This window comes from Halorubrum tibetense (assembly GCF_055396225.1).
Map to the genome: position 1 here is coordinate 542,198 of NZ_AP043742.1, position 23,250 is coordinate 565,447.

The following is a 23,250-nucleotide window of genomic DNA, read 5'->3' on the forward strand; positions in this document are numbered from 1 at the left end:
CCGATCTGAGAGAACGCTTTCGACGGAGCCGTCCGGTGTATATCCGAGCCGTCCGGTCCGAGCGGAGTCTGCGGGGCGGAGGCCGAACGGATATATACGGTCCGAGAGTCGTGCCCTACATGGTTCTCTTCGGTGTGCCGACCGGAGCCCTCGTCGTCTTCGGGTTGATCGGCGTCGCGCTGACGCTGTTCGTCACGGAGCTCATCCCCAACGACGTCACCGCCATCGGGATCATGGTCGCCCTCGTGGCGCTGGAGCCGTGGACCGGTGTCGGTACGCGCGGCGCGATCTCCGGGTTCGCGAACACCGCGACCGTCACGATCGTCGCGATGTACATGCTGAGCGCCGGGATCGGGCGGACGGGACTCGTTCAGCGGCTCGGCGTCCGGCTCGCCCGCTTCGCTCGGGGCAGCGAGACGCGCGCGCTCGCCGCGACGATCGGCACGACTGGTCCCATCGCGGGCTTCGTCAACAACACCCCGGTCGTCGCCGTGTTCATCCCGATGATCACGGACCTCGCGAAGGAGGCCGGCGTCTCGCCCTCGAAACTCCTCTTACCGCTGTCGTACGCCGCGATCCTGGGTGGGACGCTCACGCTGATCGGCACCTCCACGAACCTGCTTGCCAGCGAGTTCGCCGCGACACTCCTCGACCGCGGGCCGATCGGGATGTTCGAGTTCACCGCGCTCGGCACCGTCGTCCTCGCGGTCGGGCTCGCGTACCTCATGACGGTCGGTCGCTGGCTCACTCCGGCGCGGATCCCCGCGGACGCCGACCTGATCGAGGAGTTCGGTCTCGAAGGGTACCTCACCGCGCTCCGAGTTCCCGAGGACTCGCCGGTGGTGGGGTTAGGGCTCGACGAGCTCGACGACCGGACGGAGTCACCGGTCACCCCGCTCCAGCTCCGCCGGAACGGCGAGTCGTTCCTCGCCACCGAAACCGACCAGCGGCTCCAGGTCGGCGACGTGCTCGTGGTGAGCGGCGAGCGCGAGGCGGTGAACCGGTTCCGGACGCGGCAGCGGCTCACCGACGCGCCGACCGAAGTGACAGAGGAGACGTTCACGGCGGTGGATTCGGGCGACGGCCTCGGTCGGGCGGTCGTCCCGGAGGGGTCCGCGTTCGTCGGCGAGACGCTCACCGAGTCCCGGTTGGCAACGTTCCACGGATTGCAGGTGCTCGCGATCCGCCGCGGTGGCGAGCTGATCCGGGCCGGCCTGAGGGAGGTGACGCTGGCCCCCGGCGACCTCCTCCTGGTCCAGACGACGCCGGAAGCGGTCGACTACTTCGCCGACGGCGACGACCTGTTCGTGCTGGAGGAAGACACGCTCGACCGGATCTGGTCGGACGGGGAAAACGGGGCGCGAGAGCCGTCGGCGCGCGAGCCCGTCCCGCTGTCGCCGAAGACGCCCGTGGCCGTCGGGATCATGGCGGCCGTCGTCGGCCTCGCGGCGCTCGATATCCTCCCGATCGTGATCGCGGCGCTCGGCGGGGTGTTCGCGATGGTTGTCACGGGGTGTCTCTCCTCGGCGGACGCCTACGACGCCGTCTCCTGGAACGTGGTGTTCCTACTCGCGGGGGTGATCCCGCTCGGGCTCGCGATGGAGGCGACGGGCGGGGCTGCGCTCATCGCCGAGGTGCTCGTCGGGACGGCGAGCGTGCTCCCGCTCGTGGCCGTCCTCCTGTTGTTCTCCGTGGTCACCGGGCTGCTCGCGAACGTGATCACCCCGGTGGCGACGGTCGTGTTGATGATCCCGGTGGCGGTCGACGCGGCGGCACAGCTCGACGCCAACGGGTTCGCCTTCCTGCTCGTCGTCACCTTCGCGTCGGCGACCTCCTTCATGACGCCGGTCGGCTACCAGACGAACCTGATGGTGTACGGCCCGGGCGACTACCGATTCACGGACTTCCTTCGGGTGGGCGCACCCCTCCAGCTGCTGCTCGCCGTCGTTACCACCCTCGGGATCGTTCGACTCTGGGGGCTCTAATCCCCGGGGCCGGACGGTAACCCGGGATCAGGTGAAAAGAACGATCACGACGACGACGAACAGCAGCTCGCCGCCGACCAACAGGAGGACGATCAGCCAGTCGCGGTACGTCCTCGCCCAGTCGACGGCGGCGTTCGCTGCAGCCGCGGCCCGGGTCGTTACAGCGGCTGTGCTGGCGGGTTCGGCGTCCCGCTCGGTCCGGGACTCGCCGGCGATCCGCCACCCGGCATCGGGGTCGTACGTGGCGGGGACGCGGGCCCCCACGAGCCCGTCGAGGTCCAGCGGCGAGACCCCGGCGGCGTCGAGGAAGGCGAGCAGCTCCGTACACTCCTCCAAGGAGCCGTCCGTCGGGGCGTCGAACCGCTCGACGTGGGTCGCCTCGCCGTGTGGCGGACGAGTCTCGACGACCGCCTCGTCCCCCTCCATCCGAACCGCGGTGACGACGAGCTCGTCCTCCTCGTCGTTGAGGTAGGCCTCCCGGAGCCGCCGCTTGAGCGACTCGTCGACGGCCGTGTCAGGGCCCGGATCGACCGTCGGCAGGTCCGAGTCCGGATCGGCGGCTGTCGCCGTATCCGCATCAGCCGTCCCTGGACCCGCGTCGGTCGGGACGGACCCCGAGTCGGCCGTGTGCTCGACGGACTGCTCGCGGGAGGGTCGCTCGGGCATTCAGTCGCCTGTTATCGACACGAGCGCATAAACGCACGGCCGGCCGATCGGGCTTGGTTCGGGGTCTTCGCTGCCGTCGGCAGCTCGGCGCACCGACCGCGCACCGACCACCCCCGATCGATCCGTCATCCGAGGACCGATACGCGTCGGGCCCGAAATGGCCAACGATGACCGAGCACGACCACGAGAACCGGGGCTATCGACGCCTCTTCGGCGGCGACGGGCTGACGTTCGGAGCGGGGTTCCCGCTCACTGGCGTCCCGGAGTCGACGCCCGACCCGGCGGCGGAGGTCCGGCTGGCGACCCACGCCGAGGCCGTCGGGTTCGACGCGCTCTGGGCGCGTGACGTGCCGACGTACTGGCCCCGGTTCGGCGACGCGGGCGGGGCGTTCGACCCGTGGCCGCTGCTCGCGCACGTCGCCGCGCGGACGGACCGAATTGCGCTCGGCACGTCGAGCGTCGTCCTCCCGCTCCGACACCCGATCCACGTCGCGAAGTCGGCCGCGAGCGTCGACCGACTCTCCGACGGACGGCTCGTCTTGGGGGTCGCCTCCGGCGACCGCGACCCGGAGTATGCGGCGTTCGGGGTCGACCGCGGGGAACGGGGTGCGGCCTTCCGCGAGCACGTCGAAGCGATCCGGTCGATCTGGCGCGAGTCGTTCCCCGAGATCGCGGGCGAGTGGGGAGAACTCGACGGCGAGCTCGACGTGCTGCCGAAGCCGGCAACCGGATCGATCCCGGTGTTGCCGACGGGGAACGCCCGTCAGTCGACCGAGTGGATCGCTGACAACGGCGACGGCTGGCTCTTCTATCACCTCCCGGAGGACACCCTCCGGTCGTACCTCGACCGGTGGCGCGAGCTCGCGGGTGACGCGCCGTTCGTCATCGCGGTGCGGGTCGCACTCGCGGACGACCCCGACGCCGGCCCGGAACACAGGCACCTCGGCTACCGTGCCGGAGTCGAGTGGTTTCGCGAGTACTTCCGACGGCTGGCGGAGTACGGGCTCGACCACGCCATCGTGGGGCTGGACGCCGCCGACGAGCCCGAGCACGCGCTGACGCGGTTCGCTGACGAGGTCATCGCGGAGCTGTGAGCCGCCGCCATCCCGAGAAGTGGAACCCGCAACGCGTTTGACCGCTCGTGACGTTTCTCGACGCATGCGAGAGGTGACGTTTCGGGTCCGTCATCACGAGGGGCCCGAGTGCGCGGCCAGCGCCGCGTTCCCGGACGTGACGATGCGGTCGGTGTCGTCGATGACCGGACGCGAGAACGCACGGAAACGGATCGTGGAGCTCCGCGGACCGACCGCGTCGATACGGGGGTTCCTCGACGCGTTCCGCGAGGCCGACGCGGTGGTCGAGGCCGAGCCGTTGTCGCCGGTGGCCGGAGATCACGCGTACGTCACGGTCGAGATCGACGCCCGGGAGTGGGACGGGATCGGCGATCGGCTCGCCGAGATGGGGATCCACTACCGGACCGGGACGACCATCTCCGCGGGCGTGGAGCGATGGACGGTGTACATCGACCCGGACGACGACCTCGCGGCGATCAGGGCGGAACTCGAACGCGGCGGCAACGAGGTCGAGCTCGCCCGCAACGTGGCGCTGTCCGGGGTCGAGCGCCCAGCTCGGCTGTCGTCCGCGCGGTTCCTCGAGGAGCTCACCCCGCGCCAGCGCGAGGTGCTCGCGACCGCGGTCGCGATCGGGTACTACGACCACGGCGGGGGTGTCGGCGTCGAGGCAGTCGCCGAGGAGCTGGGGCTGGCGACGACGACGGTGTGGGAGCATCTCTCCCGGGCGGAGGCGACCGTGATGAACGGGCTCGTCGATCGACTGGAGGTGTGAGAGGCCCACCGCAGATCGGGGTCCCGAGTCGTTTCACCGCGCGAACCCTTTTGTAGTTCGGCCACGCAGCGTCGCGTATGGACGACGTCTCGGTGTCGGTCCCGGCCGAGCAGTACGAGCGGCTCGACGCGCTCGCAGCCGCGCGCGGCGTCGAACCGGAGGTCCTCCTCTCGCGGCTCATCGAGGACGCGTATCAGGGTCACGACCCCAACGCCGCGGCGTCGATCGACCTCCCGCTCGGGGTCTGTGACGGCGACGAGCCGGACGCGAGTGAGAGCGAGGACGCCGCCGAAGACGCCGCCGAGTGACGGGGATCGGCGGGCGACCGTGGTGTGCTCGACCCACCCGAACCGACTTTGTGGATCCGGCGAGAGTGGTTCCCATGACCGAGATACTCGTGACCGGCGAGGCGCTCATCGACTTCCTGCCGGAGGGGGAAGCCGACCTCGTCGACACCGAGACGTTCCACCGCCGGGCCGGCGGTGCGCCCGCCAACGTCGCCGTCGGGCTGGCCCGGCTCGGCGAGCCGCCGCTGTTCTGGACGCGACTCGCCGAGGACCCGTTCGGCGACCATCTGACCGCCACGCTCACGGGAAACGGCGTCCGCCCGGACCTGATCGAACGGGACCCGGAAGCGGACACGACGCTCGCCTTCGTGAGCCTCGATCCCGACGCCGACCGGGCGTTCAGCTTCCACCGGAACGGGACCGCGGACACGCGGCTCCAACCGGGGGCCGTCGGGGACGACGCGCTCGCCGAGATCGAGTGGGTCCACGCTGGCGGCGTGGTGCTCGCCGACGAACCGAGTCGATCGGCGACGATCGACCTGTTGGAGCGCGCTCGCGACGCCGGTGCAGTCGTCTCGTTCGACCCCAACGCGAGGCCGGAGCTGTTCGCGGGGGACGACCTCGTCACGACCTGTCGCCGGGCGTTCGGGCTCGCTGACGTTGTCAAAGCCAGCGGCGAGGACCTCGTTCCGGGCCTCCTCGACGGCGTCGACGCCGATCCGGCCCGGGCGGACCCGACCGCGCTGGCACGGGCGATCTGCGAGCAAGGACCGCACACCGCGCTCATCACGCGCGGCCCGGACGGCGCGGTCGCACACGCGACCCCCGCCGCGCCGTGGAACCCAACGGGTGAAACGCTCGTCGTGGATCACCCCGGCTACGACGCAGACACGGTGGACACGACGGGCGCGGGGGACGCGTTCACCGCGGGAGCCATCCGCTCGCTGGCCGATGGGGTACCGATCGAAGCCGCGATCGGGTTCGCGAACGCGGTGGCCGCACAGTCGACGACGGCGAAAGGCGCGATGGCCGCGCTCCCGACCCGGGAAGCGGTCGACCGGTTCCGCAAACGACGCGGCGACTGATCCGGGCGGGGTAGGCGCACGGATCCCGACTGGACCGACCATGGCCAAGCGGACCGCGTGCGTCACCCGCCGCAGCGGTGTGTCTCCCACCGGTACGAGCGGTTATTTTTTGTATCTCGATCGTTGATCTACCCGCCGGGCAGCAACGTCGACGTTCCGACCGCGCCGCCGCGACACGGCGCGATGACCCCACTCGGAACCGGTTCTGCCCGCATGAAAACGAGCGACGCTCGCCGGGGCTGCTGCTCCCCACAGAGCGTCGATCTCGGTCGTGCTCGTTCTGCGGTCCCGACGGTTCTCCTCCGATTCGACACCCCGCCAGCGACGCGGTTACCCGTCGTAGGGCCACCGCCCACCGGTTCGGAGCTCTCGCTCGTACCCCTCGTCGATGGCGTCGCGGATCGCCTCCCGTGAACGACGGTCGATCGTCGGGCCGTCGGCCGCGTCGGTCGCGAGCCGGTACGTCGCCTCCGCGACCAGCGTCGCGACCTCGCGCAGGTCGCGAGGGTCGAGCTTGTCGAGGGTGTCGGCGTGGGTGTGTCCCCAGCCGCGGCCCGAGCCGTCCGAGGCGGTCGACGCCATGACGGCCGGGATCCCCTCCTGTACGAACGCCCACTGGTCGCCGTGCGGCGAGATCATGTCGCCCGTCTCCAGGGGCGTGGCGAACCCGTCGGCTGCCGCCTCAAACGTCGCCGCCATCCCCTCGAACCCGTTCGTCCCGACGCGGAGGTCCCGAGAGGAACAGGCCCCGTCGAGGTTGACGACACAGGCGATCTCGTCGTGTGGGGTGGTCTCCGCGGTGTGGTACGCGCCCCAGAGACCGATCTCCTCGGAGCCGAAGGTGACGAGCCGGACCCGGGTGTCGAGGTCGTCGGCGACGGTGGAGAGCAGCCGGCCCACCTCGGCGACGAGCGCCGATCCCGCGCCGTTGTCGTTGGCACCGTCGCTCACGTCGTGGGCGTCGACGTGGGCGGTGAGCAGGACCGCCTCGTCCGTGTCGGGGCCCACGTCGGCCACCGCGTTCACCGAGGTCGTCGGCTCGTTGCGGCAGTCGACCTCGATCGTCACCTCGGGTCGGGCGGGGTCGTCAGTGTCGGGGGATCCGTCGTCGTCCACGCTCGCGTTCGCGTCCGCGGCCAGTCGAGCCAGCCGCTCCCCGACCTCCTTGCTCACGCCGACGGCGGGGATCGGGCCGGGGCGGTTGTGGTAGCCGATCTCGCCGGTCGGTGGGAGTGACCCTTCGATGTGGTTCCGGAAGACGAAGCCGACCGCGCCGCGTTCGGCCGCGTTGACGTACTTCTCCATTCGGTGGAGCCAGCGGTCGTGGCTCTCGGGCGTGTTCGAGCTGGCCATCACGACCGCACCCTCCAGCGCGTCGCCGGCCGCCTCGAACGCCTCGTAGGTGCCGTCACCGACATCGACGAGCGGGGCCGTGACCTCGCCCGCCGGCGTGCCCGGGAGCGCGATGACCTCGTGGCTCCCGTCGTGGTGGCGGTCGACGGGACCGGCCACGGAGAGGGCGGCGTCGCCGCGCCACCAGCCAGGGATCTCGAACTCGACCAGCCCGGCGTTCCGGAGCCCGGCGTCCTCGTACGCCGCGACGACGCGCTCCGCGCCGCGGCGCTCCCCGGCCGACCCGGCCATCCGGTTCCCGATGTCGGTGAGGTCGGTCAACAGCTCCCATCCGAAGTCGCTCGTGCGCGCGTCGCCGACGACGCGGTCCGGTAGCTCGACCATACGCGACCCTCGGGACGAGCGGGAAAGGAGCTGTGGAAACCGGAACCGCCCACCGGTCGCTCGGTGTCAGCGATACCTCTCGACGCCGGGAGAGCCGTCCATATCGGTCCCTCGACGTTCGCATTTATACGGAGACGGACGAGCGGTAGGGAGCGTCGACGCGAGACGGTGTGATACGGCACTCGTGGCTCGGGATCGTTGCCGTCGACGTCGCTGTCGCCGTCGCTGTCGCTGTCGCCGTCGCTGTCGCTGTCGCCGTCGCCGTCTCTGTCACTGTCGCTGTTGCTGTCGCCGTCGCTGTCGCTGTCGCCATCAGTGTCGCGGGCTGTCGTCGCTACCCGCCACTCAGTTATATACTATTTAAGATACGATTCGGTACGCGTTCGGTCGTCACGAAGGTATCCTTCGGTCGACACAGGAGTTGACGCCGGCAAAACCGGTCGGTTCGTCCCCCACACGCCGTACGCTACTTATATACTCCGCTCACGCCGGGTCCGCCTTCGTGACCTCGATCTCGACGGTGTCGGCGTCGACGCCGATCCGGGCGAACTGCGTCCTGATATGCTCTTTGGCCGCCTCGACCGCCTGATCGCGGGTGTCGAAGCCGCGCGGCATCGGCTCCTCGAACGCCACCCGGATCTCCGTGCCGTCGACGAGCAGCGCGGAGCCACCGCTTTCAACCTCGTAAAAGGAGTCACACACCCAGACGTACGGCGCGTCCTCGTCCGGCGCGCCTTTATAAGCGGGTGGCTCCTCACCGCGCTCGAACACCGTCCCGGTGAGGTCCGTCCCGCCGCCGCTGCCGCAGACGAGTATCATGAGAGCGGTATGGCTCGAACACATAAAAGGCGACCGCGACGGAAACGCTTTCGGCGTGGCGCTCGGTGACTCGGACATGACCCTGGAAGATTTCACGGAATTCGACGGCGAGGGCGACGACGTCGGCGGTGATGACGGCGGCGGTACGCGCGACGACACCGTCGAGGGTACGCGCGACGACGCCGGGAGGGGGACGAGCGGTGACGGCGACGTGGTGGCCGGGGACGACGGCACAACCGGGGGCGACGTCGACACCGACCCGGTGAACGACGCCGACCCCGACGCGTTCACCACCTACGACGTCGAGCCCGCCGGAGAGGACGCCGGACTGGGCGTCGTCTCCGTTTCACAGGGGCTCCGCGTCGCCGAGGAAGAGGACGAAACGGCGCTCAGGGCGTTCGTCACGACCGGGAATCGCGATTCCGTCCGGATCGGGAAGTACCTCATCGTCCCGTACCCGGATGGGGAGCGGCTGTTCTGTCGGATCACGGCGCTGGAGTACGCTCAGGAGTTCCAGTCGGACGACGCCACCGAGATCCACGCCCGCAGGCAGATGCGTCGCGACGACTTCACCGAGCGCGACTACAAGTTCATGGCCGAACTGGAGCCGATGTCCGTCGTTTACGACGATGACGACGGGATGAGCCGGCGAATGACCGACCGCGTGCCGAAGCCCGGCGCGGTCGTCGAGGAGGCCACGGACGACACGGAGATCAAGACCGGACTCACGATCCCCGAGGAGGGGGTCTTTCTCGGGCACCTCTCCGTCGGCGGGCAGAAGGTCCGAACCGCCGCGGAACCCCCGACCGTCGACTACCGGATCACGGACGACTACGCCGACGGTGACCCGCTGGCGTTCCGGCACACCCTCGTCGCCGGCGGCACCGGATCGGGCAAGACGCACGCCTCGAAGAACGTCCTCCGGCAGTACCTCGACGCCGACCGAACGTACCCGATGGACGACGGGCGGGAGGCGCGCATGGCGGTGGTCCAGTTCGACCCGCAGGACGAGTACGCGCAGATGCACGACGACAACCCGACGATGGACGACGGGTTCGCCCGGCAGCTGGAGCGTGAGGGGATCGCCTACGGCGGTCACGACGACACGATCGCGCTCGTGCCGGAGTCGGCGGGCGCGACCTACCCCGGCGAGGGTCACCGCGCCGAGCAGGTCGAGTTCACGATCCCGTTCTCGATGGTCGACGAGTACGACATGCCGTGGCTCGTCGCCGGGTCGGGATTGAACGAGAACCAGTACCCCGCGCTGTTAACCCTCCTGAACCGGTTCTTCCGCGACTACGGGAGCTCCGGCACCTACGCGCAGTTCCTCTCGTATCTCGACGACCCGGCACTCAAAGAGGAGCTCCACGAGTCGGGGCGAGTCCACGAGGCGACGTTCGACGCCGTGAAGCGGCGGGTCCGCGGGGTCCCGGGCGGCGTCTTCGACGGCGACGCGACGCCGATCACCGAACTCGACCACAGGCTCGTCCGGCCGGGCGGGCTCTCCGTCGTCCCCACGTACCACCTCCCCTCGTCCAGACAGAAGGAGATCGTCGTGCTCGCGGTGTCGACGATGCTCGTCGGCGACAAGCTCTCGAACGACCCGCGAAGCGACCGGGTGAAGGAGACGCCGCTGCTGATCGGGATGGACGAGGCGCACAACTTCCTCGCGGACGCCGACAACGTCCAGGCGCGCAAGGTCGTCCAGACGTTCACGGAGGCGGCCAAACAGGGCCGCAAGGAGCGGCTCGGACTCTTCCTCATCACGCAGGACCCCCAAGACGTGGCCGAGTCGGTGTTCAAACAGGTGAACACGAAGGTCGTGTTGAACCTCGGCGACGAGGACGCGATCAAGAGCGTGAACATCCCGTCGAACCTCGCCGGCAAGGTGCCGTACATGGAGAAGGGACAGATGGTCGTCTACTCGCCGGACAACTCGGAACCGGTCGAGCTGATCGGTCTCTCGACGTGCGTGACGCGACACGGTGACTGAGCCAGGGGTTGCCCGCGTCAGCGATGCCGATCGCTCCTACCGACGCCGACCCCTCCCGCCGACACCGACGACGGACTTTTGAGACGTCCCGGAGAACCGGCGGACATGACGAAACGGATCCTCGTAGCGGTTGACGGCTCGGACGCTGCCGCGGAGGCGGTAACGTTCGCGGCCGAGGAGTGGCCCGACGCACACATCACCGCGCTTCACGTTATCAACCCGGCCGACTCCACGACCGGGGCGGAAGGTGGGTTCCCGGGTGCGATCGACCAGTGGTACGACAGCGCCAGTCAGCGCGGCGAGCGGATCCTCGCCGACGCGGCCGACCGTGTCGACCGCGAGATCGACACCCGGATCGAGGTCGGTCGCCCCACCGCAACCATCCTCGAAGTCGCGGCGGGTGAGGCCGACGATGCCGGCCCGTTCGACCACATCGTCCTCGCGAGCCGCGGGCGAACGGGCCTCTCGCGGGTCGTGCTGGGGAGCGTCGCCGAAGGCGTCGTGCGACGGGCGGAGGTCCCGGTGACGGTCGTGCGCTGAGATTCGATACCCGCTGGCCGCCCGCCGTCGACGGCGGCACCTCCTCATCGGTCGGCGGCGGCGGCAACCCGGTCCGGCATCCGTCGCCTCAAACGTCCCCGGACCGTTCGACCCATGATGGATTTTACTGCCCTCGTCGAGGCCAGACGATCGGTACACGACTACGCCGACGAGCCGGTCGATCGCGACACGATCGAAGCGGTCGTTCGTGAGGCGACGCTCGCACCCTCCAGCTACAACCTCCAGCCGTGGGAGTTCCTCGTCGTGTGCGAGGATCGGAATCGCGAGCGCCTGCAGGAGGTCGCGTACGGGCAGCCGCACGTGACCGATGCGCCGGTGGCGATCGCCCTTCTCGGGAACCGCGACCCGACGGCACACGTCGACCGGGTGCTCGACGATCAAGTCGAGAAAGGGTACCGCGACCCCGATGGCGCGGTGTCGACCCGCGAGTCGATCGAACGGATGGCCGAGCAGGCGCAGTCTGAGCGACGCGTGTGGACGGCGACCTCGAGCTCGTTGGCGGCGATGACGCTGATGTTCGCGGCCCGCGAGCGTGGACTCGCCACCTGTCCGATGGGCGGGTTCGACCCCGATGCCCTCGTCTCGGAGTTCGACGTCCCGGAGGGGTACGAGCCGGTGATGCTGCTGACGATGGGGTACCCCGCGGCGGACGCGACCGACGAGACCCTCCCCCGGAAGTTCCGTCGCCCGGTCGAGGAGGTGACGCACTTCGAGACCTTCGGCGACGACGAGCGGTGATTCGAGCCGAACGGTTCGGACGGCGGACCCCTCGGGGCCACCCCGCCCGTAGATCACGAAAGCGGCGTGCTCACTCCGTCGACTCCGCCGAGACGATCTCGCCGAGCATCGACCACCCGTCCTCGTCGGGGCCCGACCGCCCGAGCAGGACGCGCTCGTAGTCGTCGGAGGTTATCAGTCGGAACGCGGCGTCGACGTCGTCGTCCACGCGCGTCCCCTCGCCGCGGAACTCGCGCTGGAAGAACTCGGTCGAGGAAAACTCGAACACCCCGGTCTCCCCGGAGTCGAGTTCGAGCCGTACGGGTCGAGGTTGGACGTTGTGGATCCGTTTGGCGATCGGATGGAGATCCGGCATACCCGTCGTTCCGGGCGTTCGGGATAAAAAGGCGATGAGCGAACGACGACGGGCGGGCTCCGAAGCGAACACCCGGATCTCGGCGTCCTCGCATCGATTTAATACCTCACGGCGCGTACGTACGTGGGATTCACGATGATATCAGCATCGCTCGGCTACCTTCGAGACAGCGACGACGGGATCAAGACGACCGCCATCGGCGGGGTGTTGCTCCTCTTGAGCCCCCTCCTGATCCCGGTGTTCCTCGTGCTCGGGTATCTGATGCGCGTTCTTCGCCGGACCACCGACGGGGTCGACGAGCCGCCGGTGTTCGACGACTGGGGCGACCTCCTCGTCGACGGCGTGAAGGCGTTCGTCGTCACGTTCGTCTACTCGGTCGTCCCGCTCGTCGCCCTCGCCGTCGTCGGCGTCTTCGGCGTCGGAGCGGTGTTGATCGGTGGGGGTGACAGCGCGCTCGCCGGGATCGTCGGCGGAACGCTGGTGGTGGCTCTCACGCTCGTTGCGTTCGCCGTCTCCATCGCGGGCGTGTACGTGACGCCCGCGGCGCTGTCCAACTACGCCGGGACCGGTCGCGTCAGCGACGGGTTCGCGCTCGCGACGATCTGGACCGTGATCACCAAGAAGGCATACGCCGTCGGGTGGCTCTACGCGTTCGCCGTGATCCTGGCCGGCTCGCTCGCTATCGGCGTGCTCTCCGTCGTCCCCGTACTCGGGACGATCGCCGGCGTCTTCGTCCAGTTCTATGCGGTCGTGGCCGCCTACTACATCGTCGGTCACACTTGGGCCGACGTGCGACCCGTCGCGGCCGAGCAGGACGGTGTGGGCCCCGTCGAGCGCCCGGTCGTCTGAACGGTTCCGCCGCTCCGATCGGGGACAAACGCCGGTGAGAGGCGTTACAGGACCCACCGGAGCGTCCCGGACCACCCGACCACATCGTTTACCCGCCACGGACCGTACGCCCGCGCATGAACCGCCGATCCGCCCTCCGATCGGCCGGGGCTTTCCTCGCCATCGGACCGCTGGCCGGCTGTACCGACGACGGAACCGGGATCGCGACCGACGGCGACGACGGGACGCCGCTCGACATCGCTCCCGAGCAGCTCCTGCTATCGCGCGAACGGCTCGACGACACCGTCCGAGAGGGGTGGAGCACGGCCGACCCCGACGGCGTGTCGTTGGTCCGCGACGCCCACGCCGCGAACCAGTGGGTCCCGTTCGACGAGGAGGCGGGGACGTTCCATCAGGAGTCCGGCACCGTCACGAGCGGCGTCTGGCTCTTCGAGGAAGTCGGGCGCGCTCGGACCGCGTTCGACGAAAGCCCGTATCGGGACGGGTGGGGGTACGAGGAACGGCCCATCGCGGTCGAGAGTCTCGGCGGCATCACCGATGATCAGTCCGACCTCCGGGTACTGTTCCGGGACGCGAACGCACTCGGCGCGCTCCAGTACGAGAACCCGCACGTCGGCGCGTCCGACCGGGAGTCGACCGGGCTCGCGCTGGCCGCGGCGATGCACCGCGACTGGCGGGGTGACTGACCGGTCGGGACTGGACACGTCTGGGAAACGGAACCGGAACCGAAGCTAACACGGGGCCGAAACGACCGTGGAAAACGGAACGACGCTAGCGCGGGGCGGAGCCGTCGCGCTACGCTTCGAGAACGTCGTCGTACTCGCCGGCGTCGACGCGGTCGTCGAACGTCCGGGCGTCCTCGCCCTCGATAGTGACGCCGAGGGAGGCGCAGGTGCCGCCGACCTCCTTGGCGGCGTTCTTCGTGTCGTACGACAGGAGGTCGCTCGACTTCTGCTCGGCGACCTTCTTGACCTGTTCGATCGACATGTCCGCGACGAACTCCGTCTGGGGTTCGCCGGAGCCGGTTTCGAAGCCGGCCTCGTCCTTGATCAGCTCCGCCGTCGGTGGGACACCGACTTCGATGGTGAAGGAGCCGTCGTCCTCGTACTCGACGGTGACGGGGACTTCCATCCCGTCGAAGGCGGCGGTCTCCTCGTTGATCCGGCTTACGACGTCCTGCACGTCCACCGGCGTCGGGCCGAGCTCCGGGCCGAGCGGCGGACCGGGGTTGGCCTGCCCGCCGGGGACGAGCGCTTCGATAGTTCCAGCCATATCCGTACGGACCCGGCGGCGACTTTTAACGGTTGTTCTTTCGCCCAGCGGGCGCGAGGCGTTCGCACACGGCGGTGTCGTGGACCACTCACGCGTCCGGGGTCGGAGGCTCCGTCGATCCCGCGTCGCTCGCGATGCGTCCCGGCATGAACGTCCCCGTCTCACGACGGACGCCGACGAGGAGGACGCCGCCGGCCAGAAGCGGGACGGCGGCACACGCCACGTAGATCGGCGTGAACCCGACCGTCTCGACGAGCGGCAGGGAGATCATCGGGCCGAGCCCCCCGCCCACGTCGCCGAGGACGTTGTTCGTTCCCGAGGCCCGTCCCATCCGTTCGTCCGGCGTGAGGTCGGCCAGTAGCGCCATCATGGGGCCGCTGGTTCCGCCCTGTCCGGCACCGATGAAGACGCACGCGAGCGCGAGATCCACCGTCGATCCCGCCCGCGCCAAGAGGAGGAATCCCACGAACGAGACGACGAGGAACCCGACGAGCACCGGTGTCCGCGAGTCGCGGGTGTCGGAGAACCGCCCGCCGGCGAGCATGAACACCGAGGCGGCGATCACGGTTCCCGCCATGAACACGCCGGAGGTCCCCTGTTCGTCGAGCCCGAACAGCGAGATGTCGTTCGCGCCCAAAAAGAGGACCAGGGTAGCGAACAGCGCCCCGATGTACGCGAACATCAGGCCGAAGTTGACCAGCCCGACGGTCATCGCCGGGACCGAGGTGTCGACGTCCCACGGCTTCACCGACGCCCGCTCGCCGGCGGTCGTCACGTGCGTTTCGGGGACCAGCCGGTAGGCGACGACGCTCGCGAGGAGCGCGAACAGGGCGGCGACGACGAACGCCGCGACGTTGCCGGCCAGCGAGGAGACGACGCCGCCGAGCACCAACCCCGCCGGGAACCCCATGGTGATCCCGCCGCGGACGACCCCCATGTTCGTCCCACGGTCGCCGCTGTCGGACACGTCGGCGGCGATCGTGTACGCGGTCGCGAACACCGCGGCGGAGCCGAGTCCCCAGAGCACGCGCGCAAGCACGAACCACGTCTCGGGCGCGACGAGGAAGGCGACCGACAGGAACCACTCGTCGGCACCGACGACGAAGGATCCGATCGCGATGACCGGAAGCGCCTCCGCAAGCCATCGAAGCGACGCCGCGGGCGGCATCGATAGGGCGATCACGTAGCCGAACGTCGCGATCCCCTCTATCAGCAGGCCGTAGACGAACGGCTTTCGGGTCCCGTACCGGTCGACCAGCGCTCCGGCCGGCGCGTTGGCGACGAGCCGGACCCACCGGTTCGCGGAGAGGATGACCCCGACCATGAACGCCGAGATCCCCAGGACGGCTCCGAGGTTCGGCAGGATCGGGAAGACGACCCCGCCGCCGAACCCGACGAAGAAAGTGCTCGCGATGACCGCGAGCAGGACCGTCGGCGGGCGGTCGAAACCGAGCCACGCCATCTCAGTACACCCCTCCGACGGGCGGCGGACTCGCTGCGCTGCGGGGCGGGAAGCTCGCGCCGAGGATGGAGACAGTTACGCCGAGAACCGTGGGAGCACTCATCCCGCGTCGCCGTCGTCGTCCCCGGTCTCGCTCTTGGCACCGATCTCGCTCCCGTTACCGTCTTCTCCGTGCTCGTTACCGCTACCGTTGCCGGTAGAGGCACGATCCCGATCCCGAGTCATCTCGTCGATCCCCTCCTCGAGAGGCGGGAGTTCGACGTCCTCGGCGAGGATCGGGCCGACGACGCGATCGATGGTTGCCTCCGCAACGGTCCGAGTGTACGTCGGCTCGGCCGGCCGGTCGTCGCTCCGGCCGAGCGTGATCTGTCGGGTCCGCGCGCCGTCGATCGTCGCGACGATGAGGGCCGCGGTCTCCTCGACGTCGACCTCACGGAACACGCCCTCATCGATACCGTCCTCGATGATCTCGGCGACGGTGCCTCGCAGCAGCCGGTCGCTCCGGACGAGCTGTTCGCGGATCCGGTCGTTGAACGGACCCTGCGTCCGGAGCTCGAGGAGGGCGATGTGGAACGCCTCGCGGTCGACCTCGTCGGCACCGAAGACGAACCAGCCGAGGAGCCCGACGAGACGCTCCGTCGGGGGGTCGTCCGCGCGCGCCTCGATCCGCTCCGCCGAGTCCGTGATGATGTGTTCGAGGAACGCGACGAGCAGGTCCTCCTTCGTGTCGTAGTGGTAGTGTAACAGCGACTTGCTCTTCGAGCACTCGTCGGCGATATCCTGCATCGTCAGGTCGGCGTAGCCGTGGGCGCGGAGCGCGCGATAGACCCCGTCCATGATCTCATCGGCCGCGCTCGGCTGATCGCTCATTAACTGACTGGTCAGTCAGCGATCGGTAAATTCCTATTGGTCGGGGCTCGGACGACCGGTTCCGGGCGCTCCGGGTCGCCGAAACGGCGCTGCCGCTCACGGTGATAGGTGCGGTCGAAAAGCCGATACAACCGAGTCTCAGTGAGACGTCTTACAGACGGGTGACGTTCGTCGCGCGGGGGCCTTTGTCGGCCTCCTCGATGTCGAACTCGACCTCCTGACCTTCCTCCAGGTCGGGGCCGCCGACGTCTTCCATGTGGAAGAAAACGTCCTCGTCCGCGTCGTCAGTCTCGATGAATCCGTAGCCGCCAGTGTCGTTGAAGAAGTCGACTTCGCCTTTCGCCATTGCGTCAGTACAGGCGAGAGGAGTACATAAAAGACTTCCGCGAGAGGGCTCTGCTTGCCAAGATATACCACGGATCGAGCGCCGCTCGACCATCAACCGGGAGGCTGGACCGTCAGCGAAGCGGAGGACGGACCGTCAGCGACGCGGGGGACGGACCGTCAGCGACGCGGGGGACGGACCCGGTCGAGGACCACCCGAGGATAAGGACGAACACCCTCCGGCCGGCCGTGGTAGTAACTACTATACGACCCCAGTACGGACCCATTCGTATGAGTCAGTCGTACGATCGAGGCCTCATCGAGGACTTCGGCCGGTGGCGGGAGTTCGAGGCGGGGATGTGGGCCTGGATCTTCCACAAGTTTACTGGATGGGTGCTCATCGGCTACCTGTTCACGCATATCGCCGTGTTGAGCACCGCCATTCCGGCGGCCGGGGCGTCGGAGGCGACGCTGATGGCGGAAGCGGACGTGTACACCCAGACGATCGTGACGCTGGAGGAGCTCCTCCTCGTACGCGTCCTCGAAGTCGGGCTGTTGGCGGTGGCCGTCTTCCACATGCTCAACGGCACTCGTCTGCTGTTGGTGGATCTGGGAGTCGGGTTGGAGTCACAGGACAAGAGCTTCTACGCGTCGCTGATCCTGACGGGGGCCATCACGGTCGCGTCGGTGCCGACGTTCATCGCGGGGGCGTTCTGAGATGGCCGAGCGCTACTCCTCGTTCCAACAGGGCGGGACGATGTGGTTCCTCCAGCGGGTCACCGCGGTGTTCCTGCTGGTCGTGCTCGCGTTCCACTTCTTCCTGTTACACTTCGTCAACCACGCCGACGAGGTGTCGTTCCTCGCGAGCGAGGCCCGGATGGAGACGCTGAGCTACTACTCGCTGATGGTGTTGTTCCTGTTGACGGCGACGTTCCACGGCGTCAACGGCGTGTACAACGCCTTAGTGAACCAGGGGCTGTCGGGCACCAAACGAACCGTCATCAAGTGGACGCTCATCGCGGCGAGCGCCGTGTTGATCTTCCAGGGGATCCGGACCGCGAACGCGTGGGCGGGAGGGTTCCCGCTGTTCTAACAATGAGCACACAGATACCGAAACAGACCGAGAAAACCGAGGAGACCGAGGCGGAAACCGAGACGATCCCCTCCAAAGGGGACGAACGTCGCGCCGAGAAGCGCCGGCGCGCGGACGAGAAGCGTCGACAGCGCGAGGCCGAGGAGGCCGAGAAGGCGGCCGCCGACGAGCACACGATCGAACTGCGCGTGTTCCGGTACGACCCCGACGTCGAGGGGAAACAGGAGCCGCGGTTCGACACGTTCCACGTCCCCTTCGAGAAGGGGATGACCGTGCTCGACGCCTTGATGTACGCACGCGACACGTACGACTCCTCGCTCACCTTCCGGCACTCCTGTCGGCAGGCGATCTGTGGGTCGGACGCGATGTTCGTCAACGGCGGCCAGAAACTCGCGTGTAAAACGCAGATCTCCGAGCTCCAAGAGCCGATCCGGATCGAGCCGCTCCCACACGCCGAGGTGACGAAGGACCTCGTCGTGGACTTGGAGCACTTCTACGACCAGATGGAAGCGGTCGAGCCGTACTTCCAGACGAACGACCTGCCGGACGGCGAGCTCGAGGAACAGCGGCAGAGCCGGGAGAACCGCGAGAAGGTGAAGATGTCGACCCGGTGTATCTGGTGTAGCGCGTGTATGTCCTCGTGTAACATCGCTGCAGGCGACAACGAGTACCTCGGTCCCGCCGCGATCAACAAGGCGTACCGGTTCGCCATGGACGAGCGGGAGGGCGAAGACATCAAACAGAAGCGGCTGGAGATAATCGAACAGGAGCACGGCGTCTGGCGATGTCAGACACAGTTCTCCTGTACGGAGGTGTGCCCGAAGGACATCCCCCTCACCGAGCACATCCAGGAGCTGAAACGCGAGGCAGTCAAAAGCAACCTGAAGTTCTGGTAGTTCACGGAGACACGCTCAAGGCACTCCGCTACCAACGGATCATCATACCACATCACACCATGTACGAACACGACGTCGTCGTTGTCGGCGCGGGCGGGGCGGGCCTCCGCGCGGCGATAGCGGCACAAGAGGAGGGAGCCGACGTGGCCATCGTCTCGAAACTGCATCCGGTCCGCTCACACACGGGGGCGGCGGAGGGCGGGATCAACGCGGCGCTCCGGGACGCGGACTCCTGGGAGGACCACGCGTACGACACGATGAAGGGGTCGGACTACCTCGCGGACGCGCCCGCGGTCGAGGCACTCTGTCAGGAGAGCCCGGAGGAAGTCATCACGCTCGAACACTGGGGGATGCCGTTCTCGCGCGAGGAGGACGGCCGCGTCTCACAGCGCCCGTTCGGCGGCCTGTCGTTCCCGCGGACGACGTACGCCGGCGCGGAGACGGGCCACCAGATGCTGCACACGATGTACGAGCAGGTGGTCAAACGCGGGATTACGGTGTACGACGAGTGGCACGTGATGGATCTCGCCGTCACCGACGAGGAGGACCCCGCCGATCGGACCTGTCACGGTGTCGTCGCCTACGACATCCAGAGCGGCGAGATCAGCGGATTCCGCGCGAGCGGTGGCGTGATCCTCGCGACCGGCGGGATGGGACAGGTGTTCGATCACACCACGAACGCGGTCGCCAACACCGGTGACGGGGTCGCGATGGCGTACCGCGCGGGCGTCCCGATGGAGGACATGGAGTTCATCCAGTTCCACCCGACGACGCTGCCGTCGACGGGCGTCCTCATCTCCGAGGGCGTCCGCGGCGAGGGCGGGATCCTCTACAACGATAAGGGGGAGCGGTTCATGTTCGAGCACGGCTACGCGAACAACGACGGCGAGCTCGCCTCCCGCGACGTCGTCTCGCGCGCCGAGCTGACGGAAGTCAACGAAGGACGCGGCATCGAGGACGAGTACGTCCACCTCGACATGCGCCATCTCGGCGAGGAGCGCATCCTCGACCGGCTGGAGAACATCCTCCACCTCGCGGAGGACTTCGAGGGCGCGGACGGGCTCACGGAGCCGATGCCGGTCAAGCCCGGCCAACACTACGCGATGGGTGGGATCGAGACCGACGAGTTCGGCGAGACCGTCATCGACGGCCTGTACGCGGCCGGCGAGTGCGCCTGCGCCTCCGTCCACGGCGCGAACCGCCTCGGTGGGAACGCGCTCCCCGAGCTCATCGTCTTCGGCAAGCGGGCCGGATACCACGCGGCCGGCAAGGAGATGGGCGAGGCGGAGATCCCGACCGGGAAGTCCGGTGAGTGGGAGCCCGCCGACTACGAGTTCGAGACCGCCGTCGGCGAAACTGGGGGGCGCGGTCCCGCCGCCGCCGACGGCGGGGCGGTCGCAGCCGACGCCGGGAGCGTGCTCGAAGCGGAAGTCGAGCGCGCGCGTGATCGTGTCGAGGAGCTGCTCTCACGGAAGGGGCGCAACCACGCTGAGATCCGGTCGCGGGTCCAGAAGACGATGACCGCCAACGTCAACGTGTTCCGCGAGGAGCCCGGGCTCGAAGAGACGCTCGGCGACCTCCGGGAGGCGCGCGAGGCGTACAAGGACGTCGCCGTTTCGGACCCGTCGCGGACGTTCAACACGGACCTCATCCACACGATGGAGACCCGAAACATCCTCGACATCGCCGAGGCTCTCACGATGGGCGCGCTCGCGCGCCGGGAGTTCCGGGGTGCCCACTGGCGCAAGGAGCGTCAGGAGCGCGACGACGAGAACTGGTTAAAACACACGCTCGTCTCGTGGAACGACGGCGAACCCGAGCTCTGGTATAAACCCGCCATCCTCGAAGGCGAGAACAAGACGTACGAGCCGAAGGTCCGGTCGTACTGAACCGGTCGATCCGGATCGTTCACGGTTCCGTATCCGTCGACGGTCGAAACCGGTCGGGGGTTCGGGGCCTGCGGACGTGTGAACCGGCGTCGGCTCCCGCCCGGATCCGTTGATACGAACCGTTTGGGGCGGTATACGCGTGTTTTCATGTGTTTCGACGATCGTTGAATGGGGGATTTATTATCGTCGAAGGCATTGAGTCGAGTAAGATGTTAGAGACAGAGACGGCACACTCGGCGGCTCCCGCGCTTCCGCCGGAGCTGCAGTCTCCCCGCGCGAAGCTGGTGTACCTGTACCTGACGACGAACGACAGCGCCACGGTGGCGGACATGTGTGACTCGCTCGGGATGAAGAAGATATCGCTGTACAGCATTCTGAAGACCCTGCGAAAGCAGGGGATGATCGACCGCGACGGCGACGCGTACACCCTGACCTAGTCGGTCCGTCGTCTCAATTTCTCACGCCTCGCCGTAGGGTTTAGGTCAACGACCGCCCCAGTAAAGTCGTGGACGCAAACCAGACGGAGTTCGCGAACCCGTTCGGGATGGACCCGGACTGTGAGAACTGTCCCGGCCTGTGTTCGGTCCGTGAGACGGTCGTACACGGGTACGGCGACGTGGGCGCGGAGTTCCTCGTCGTCGGAGAGCGCCCGACAGCAGCCGCGGAGGCTAACGGCGTCCCCTTCACCGGGGCGGGCGGCGGCGAACGGGTTCAGTCGATCTTCGCGGACCTCGGGTTCGTCCGGTCCGAGCCGGATGCAGCCGAACCCGACGTACAGAACGTCTTTTTTACGAACCTCACGCGCTGTCGACACCCTGAACGGGAGCCGACAGACGAAGAGATCGTCACCTGCGAGCCCTTCTTCAACGCCGAAGTACGGATGATCAACCCACAGATCATCGTTCCGGTCGGCGAACGGGTTCTCAGATCGCTCGCCGTCGAGTACACGACCCGATCACCGGATTCGTTCGACATCGAGGCGGAACACGCGACGACGATCCGTGGCCGTGGCTTCGAGCTCGTCCCGATGCGTGACCCGGGAACGATGACGGACGCGGCGGCGAACGCCTTTCGAGATCACCTCCGTGAGAACGTGTTGAGCCGGGACTATCGGCAGACGAAGGGTCGGCGGAGCCGCTGATGTCCGCTACGTCGTGACCGGGACGGCTACTCGTTCAACCCGAACGACTCCCCGAGCGAGTCCGCGGTCGCATCGTCGCTGTCGGCACCGAACGCGCAGTCGATGAGGATGTGTCCCCCGAGCGTCGAGGGGGAGATAACCTGATCAGCGCCGGCACGCCGGAGCTTGTTGACGTTTTCTCGCTGGGTCGCGGCGGCGACGATCCGGACCCCTGGATTGAGCTGGCGGGCGGTGAGGATCGCGAGCGCGTCGCGGGCGTCGGCGTCGGTCGCGACGATGACCGCGCGGGCGTCCTCGATATGCGCTCGCTGGAGCGGTTCGACGTCGCTCGGGTCCGCAGTGAGCACGGGGATGTCCCGCTCGCTGAGCCGTCGCGTGGCGGCCTCGTCGGTCGTGATGACCGCGAAGTCGACGCCGCCGCGGTCGGTGAGTTCTTCGAGTATCGGTTCCGTCAGGTCCCCATAGCCTAACACGAGGACGTGGCCGTCGAGGAGGTCGAACTGTTTTTCTGTCATTTTTCCGAGTGCCTTGGAGAGCTGCGCCTCGATGGCGGGCGTGAGGAGGACCCCGAGCGCGACCGCGAACGCCGCGACGTTCATCACGAGCGAGGAGAGGACGAACAGCTGCGCGATGTCGGAGGCCGCACCGGTCTGTGGGGTGATATCGCCGTAACCGACCGTGGAGGCCGTCACGACGGTAAAGTAGAACGCGTCGACGATCGTCTCGATACCGTCGAACTCGTCGCGGAGGGCGTAGGACCCAACCGTACCGTACGCGATGGCGGTCCCGAGCGCCGCGCCGGCCGCGAGCTGGGTCGGGGACGGGGTGAAGTCGCGGTCGAACCGCCCCCGGTTGACCACCAGCGCGGGCACGGAGACGACTGAGAGGATTACGAGGGGGAGCGAGAACACCGAGGCCTGCATCAGTCCCTGGATCGCGGTCAGCGGGAGCAGTACTGCCGTCGAGTACCACCCGACACGATAGCCGCGTTTCAGTGCGAACCCGCTGCCGAGCATCGCGAACCCTGTGATCGTGCCGGTGAAGCCGACCGTCCGTAACACGAGATCGGGGACGTACGGGGTGAGCGGTCCTTCGACCCCGAACCCGCCGATGTGCAACAGGCCGACGACGATCGAGAGGACGGCAACGGCGAACGTCAGGACAACGGACGCGCGTGCCGACGCCCACTCGCGACTCCACTCCATACCGCCCCGGTGACCGAGCGCTAACTTAAACCTCCCGAGGACGTGGGGACGGGAGTCGAAACGGCGGTGACGTATCGCCGGTGATCGGATCGCTGGTGAGGGGGCGGCTGACGGAGCGCCGGACACGCTGTCGATACGGCGACTGCCCGTCACCGATGGCAGTACTGATTTAACTAGT

25 protein-coding genes are annotated in these 23,250 nt (G+C 68.0%); 16 read left to right on the forward strand and 9 right to left on the reverse strand.

What is annotated here, in order from left to right; genetic code table 11:
• Nucleotides 1–119 precede the first annotated feature (119 nt).
• Nucleotides 120–1,985, forward strand: coding sequence for an SLC13 family permease (locus ACZ5TV_RS02660; protein WP_379780298.1), 1,866 nt, complete (start codon nucleotides 120–122; stop codon nucleotides 1,983–1,985).
• 27 nt (nucleotides 1,986–2,012) lie between these two features.
• On the opposite strand, the gene ACZ5TV_RS02665 is transcribed toward ACZ5TV_RS02660, so the two are convergent.
• Nucleotides 2,013–2,651: a hypothetical protein gene (locus tag ACZ5TV_RS02665; protein ID WP_379780301.1), complete on the reverse strand. Its 639-nt coding sequence runs from the start codon at nucleotides 2,649–2,651 to the stop codon at nucleotides 2,013–2,015.
• 167 nt (nucleotides 2,652–2,818) lie between these two features.
• On the opposite strand from ACZ5TV_RS02665, the gene ACZ5TV_RS02670 reads away from it, so the two are divergent.
• From ACZ5TV_RS02670 to ACZ5TV_RS02685, 4 genes are all read left to right on the forward strand, one after another.
• Nucleotides 2,819–3,745 carry a TIGR03571 family LLM class oxidoreductase gene (locus ACZ5TV_RS02670; RefSeq protein ID WP_464384075.1) on the forward strand — a complete coding sequence of 309 codons (927 nt, stop codon included), beginning with the start codon at nucleotides 2,819–2,821 and terminating at the stop codon, nucleotides 3,743–3,745.
• A gap of 64 nt (nucleotides 3,746–3,809) precedes the next feature.
• A complete protein-coding gene (locus ACZ5TV_RS02675) occupies nucleotides 3,810–4,496 on the forward strand; it encodes a helix-turn-helix domain-containing protein (protein WP_379783300.1) in 687 nt (228 codons plus the stop codon).
• A gap of 77 nt (nucleotides 4,497–4,573) precedes the next feature.
• Complete coding sequence (locus ACZ5TV_RS02680; RefSeq protein ID WP_379783298.1) at nucleotides 4,574–4,804, forward strand: ribbon-helix-helix protein, CopG family; 231 nt, start codon at nucleotides 4,574–4,576, stop codon at nucleotides 4,802–4,804.
• Between the two features lie 74 nt (nucleotides 4,805–4,878).
• Nucleotides 4,879–5,868 (forward strand): carbohydrate kinase family protein, encoded by a 990-nt coding sequence (locus ACZ5TV_RS02685; protein WP_464384076.1) that lies wholly within the window; start codon nucleotides 4,879–4,881, stop codon nucleotides 5,866–5,868.
• 330 nt (nucleotides 5,869–6,198) lie between these two features.
• Here the strand turns inward: ACZ5TV_RS02685 and ACZ5TV_RS02690 are convergent, their stop codons facing one another.
• The gene (locus tag ACZ5TV_RS02690; RefSeq protein ID WP_464384077.1) at nucleotides 6,199–7,605 is read right to left on the reverse strand and encodes a M28 family peptidase; all 1,407 of its coding nucleotides are present in this window, start codon (nucleotides 7,603–7,605) and stop codon (nucleotides 6,199–6,201) included.
• 483 nt (nucleotides 7,606–8,088) lie between these two features.
• Nucleotides 8,089–8,424 carry a DUF7113 family protein gene (locus tag ACZ5TV_RS02695; protein WP_379780218.1) on the reverse strand — a complete coding sequence of 112 codons (336 nt, stop codon included), beginning with the start codon at nucleotides 8,422–8,424 and terminating at the stop codon, nucleotides 8,089–8,091.
• A 76-nt stretch (nucleotides 8,425–8,500) separates the two neighbouring features.
• Here ACZ5TV_RS02695 and ACZ5TV_RS02700 point away from each other — a divergent pair, with 76 nt between their 5' ends.
• The 3 genes from ACZ5TV_RS02700 (at nucleotide 8,501) to ACZ5TV_RS02710 (ending at nucleotide 11,716) form a co-directional block, all read left to right on the forward strand.
• Nucleotides 8,501–10,417, forward strand: coding sequence for an ATP-binding protein (locus ACZ5TV_RS02700; protein ID WP_379780216.1), 1,917 nt, complete (start codon nucleotides 8,501–8,503; stop codon nucleotides 10,415–10,417).
• A gap of 105 nt (nucleotides 10,418–10,522) precedes the next feature.
• Nucleotides 10,523–10,957 (forward strand): universal stress protein, encoded by a 435-nt coding sequence (locus ACZ5TV_RS02705; protein ID WP_379780214.1) that lies wholly within the window; start codon nucleotides 10,523–10,525, stop codon nucleotides 10,955–10,957.
• A 117-nt stretch (nucleotides 10,958–11,074) separates the two neighbouring features.
• A complete protein-coding gene (locus ACZ5TV_RS02710; RefSeq protein ID WP_379780220.1) occupies nucleotides 11,075–11,716 on the forward strand; it encodes a nitroreductase family protein in 642 nt (213 codons plus the stop codon).
• Between the two features lie 70 nt (nucleotides 11,717–11,786).
• Here the strand turns inward: ACZ5TV_RS02710 and ACZ5TV_RS02715 are convergent, their stop codons facing one another.
• A complete protein-coding gene (locus ACZ5TV_RS02715) occupies nucleotides 11,787–12,071 on the reverse strand; it encodes a transcriptional regulator (protein ID WP_379780212.1) in 285 nt (94 codons plus the stop codon).
• A gap of 135 nt (nucleotides 12,072–12,206) precedes the next feature.
• Here ACZ5TV_RS02715 and ACZ5TV_RS02720 point away from each other — a divergent pair, with 135 nt between their 5' ends.
• The gene (locus ACZ5TV_RS02720; RefSeq protein ID WP_379780210.1) at nucleotides 12,207–12,920 is read left to right on the forward strand and encodes a DUF4013 domain-containing protein; all 714 of its coding nucleotides are present in this window, start codon (nucleotides 12,207–12,209) and stop codon (nucleotides 12,918–12,920) included.
• 116 nt (nucleotides 12,921–13,036) lie between these two features.
• Entirely contained in the window at nucleotides 13,037–13,606 is a 570-nt protein-coding gene (locus tag ACZ5TV_RS02725) for a hypothetical protein (protein WP_379780208.1), read from the forward strand.
• 109 nt (nucleotides 13,607–13,715) lie between these two features.
• On the opposite strand, the gene ACZ5TV_RS02730 is transcribed toward ACZ5TV_RS02725, so the two are convergent.
• From ACZ5TV_RS02730 to ACZ5TV_RS02745, 4 genes are all read right to left on the reverse strand, one after another.
• Nucleotides 13,716–14,192, reverse strand: coding sequence for a 50S ribosomal protein L11 (locus ACZ5TV_RS02730; RefSeq protein WP_379780206.1), 477 nt, complete (start codon nucleotides 14,190–14,192; stop codon nucleotides 13,716–13,718).
• 88 nt (nucleotides 14,193–14,280) lie between these two features.
• Nucleotides 14,281–15,654, reverse strand: coding sequence for an MFS transporter (locus tag ACZ5TV_RS02735; protein WP_379780204.1), 1,374 nt, complete (start codon nucleotides 15,652–15,654; stop codon nucleotides 14,281–14,283).
• A gap of 99 nt (nucleotides 15,655–15,753) precedes the next feature.
• Nucleotides 15,754–16,524: a TetR/AcrR family transcriptional regulator gene (locus ACZ5TV_RS02740; RefSeq protein WP_379780202.1), complete on the reverse strand. Its 771-nt coding sequence runs from the start codon at nucleotides 16,522–16,524 to the stop codon at nucleotides 15,754–15,756.
• A gap of 151 nt (nucleotides 16,525–16,675) precedes the next feature.
• The gene (locus ACZ5TV_RS02745; RefSeq protein WP_004046659.1) at nucleotides 16,676–16,870 is read right to left on the reverse strand and encodes a cold-shock protein; all 195 of its coding nucleotides are present in this window, start codon (nucleotides 16,868–16,870) and stop codon (nucleotides 16,676–16,678) included.
• A 269-nt stretch (nucleotides 16,871–17,139) separates the two neighbouring features.
• Here ACZ5TV_RS02745 and sdhC point away from each other — a divergent pair, with 269 nt between their 5' ends.
• The 6 genes from sdhC to ACZ5TV_RS02775 all read left to right on the forward strand — a co-directional run bounded on the left by sdhC (nucleotide 17,140) and on the right by ACZ5TV_RS02775 (nucleotide 21,867).
• Entirely contained in the window at nucleotides 17,140–17,565 is a 426-nt protein-coding gene (gene sdhC, locus ACZ5TV_RS02750) for a succinate dehydrogenase, cytochrome b556 subunit (RefSeq protein WP_379780200.1), read from the forward strand.
• A gap of 1 nt (nucleotide 17,566) precedes the next feature.
• Complete coding sequence (locus tag ACZ5TV_RS02755) at nucleotides 17,567–17,941, forward strand: succinate dehydrogenase/fumarate reductase transmembrane subunit (RefSeq protein WP_379780198.1); 375 nt, start codon at nucleotides 17,567–17,569, stop codon at nucleotides 17,939–17,941.
• A 2-nt stretch (nucleotides 17,942–17,943) separates the two neighbouring features.
• Nucleotides 17,944–18,837 carry a succinate dehydrogenase/fumarate reductase iron-sulfur subunit gene (locus ACZ5TV_RS02760; protein WP_379780196.1) on the forward strand — a complete coding sequence of 298 codons (894 nt, stop codon included), beginning with the start codon at nucleotides 17,944–17,946 and terminating at the stop codon, nucleotides 18,835–18,837.
• A 59-nt stretch (nucleotides 18,838–18,896) separates the two neighbouring features.
• The gene (locus ACZ5TV_RS02765; protein ID WP_464384078.1) at nucleotides 18,897–20,726 is read left to right on the forward strand and encodes an FAD-binding protein; all 1,830 of its coding nucleotides are present in this window, start codon (nucleotides 18,897–18,899) and stop codon (nucleotides 20,724–20,726) included.
• Between the two features lie 209 nt (nucleotides 20,727–20,935).
• Complete coding sequence (locus ACZ5TV_RS02770; protein ID WP_379782599.1) at nucleotides 20,936–21,163, forward strand: TrmB family transcriptional regulator; 228 nt, start codon at nucleotides 20,936–20,938, stop codon at nucleotides 21,161–21,163.
• 68 nt (nucleotides 21,164–21,231) lie between these two features.
• Complete coding sequence (locus ACZ5TV_RS02775) at nucleotides 21,232–21,867, forward strand: uracil-DNA glycosylase (protein ID WP_379782597.1); 636 nt, start codon at nucleotides 21,232–21,234, stop codon at nucleotides 21,865–21,867.
• A 26-nt stretch (nucleotides 21,868–21,893) separates the two neighbouring features.
• Here ACZ5TV_RS02775 and ACZ5TV_RS02780 read toward each other — a convergent pair whose 3' ends face one another.
• Nucleotides 21,894–23,072, reverse strand: coding sequence for an NAD-binding protein (locus ACZ5TV_RS02780; protein ID WP_379782595.1), 1,179 nt, complete (start codon nucleotides 23,070–23,072; stop codon nucleotides 21,894–21,896).
• Between the last annotated feature and the right edge of the window lie 178 nt (nucleotides 23,073–23,250).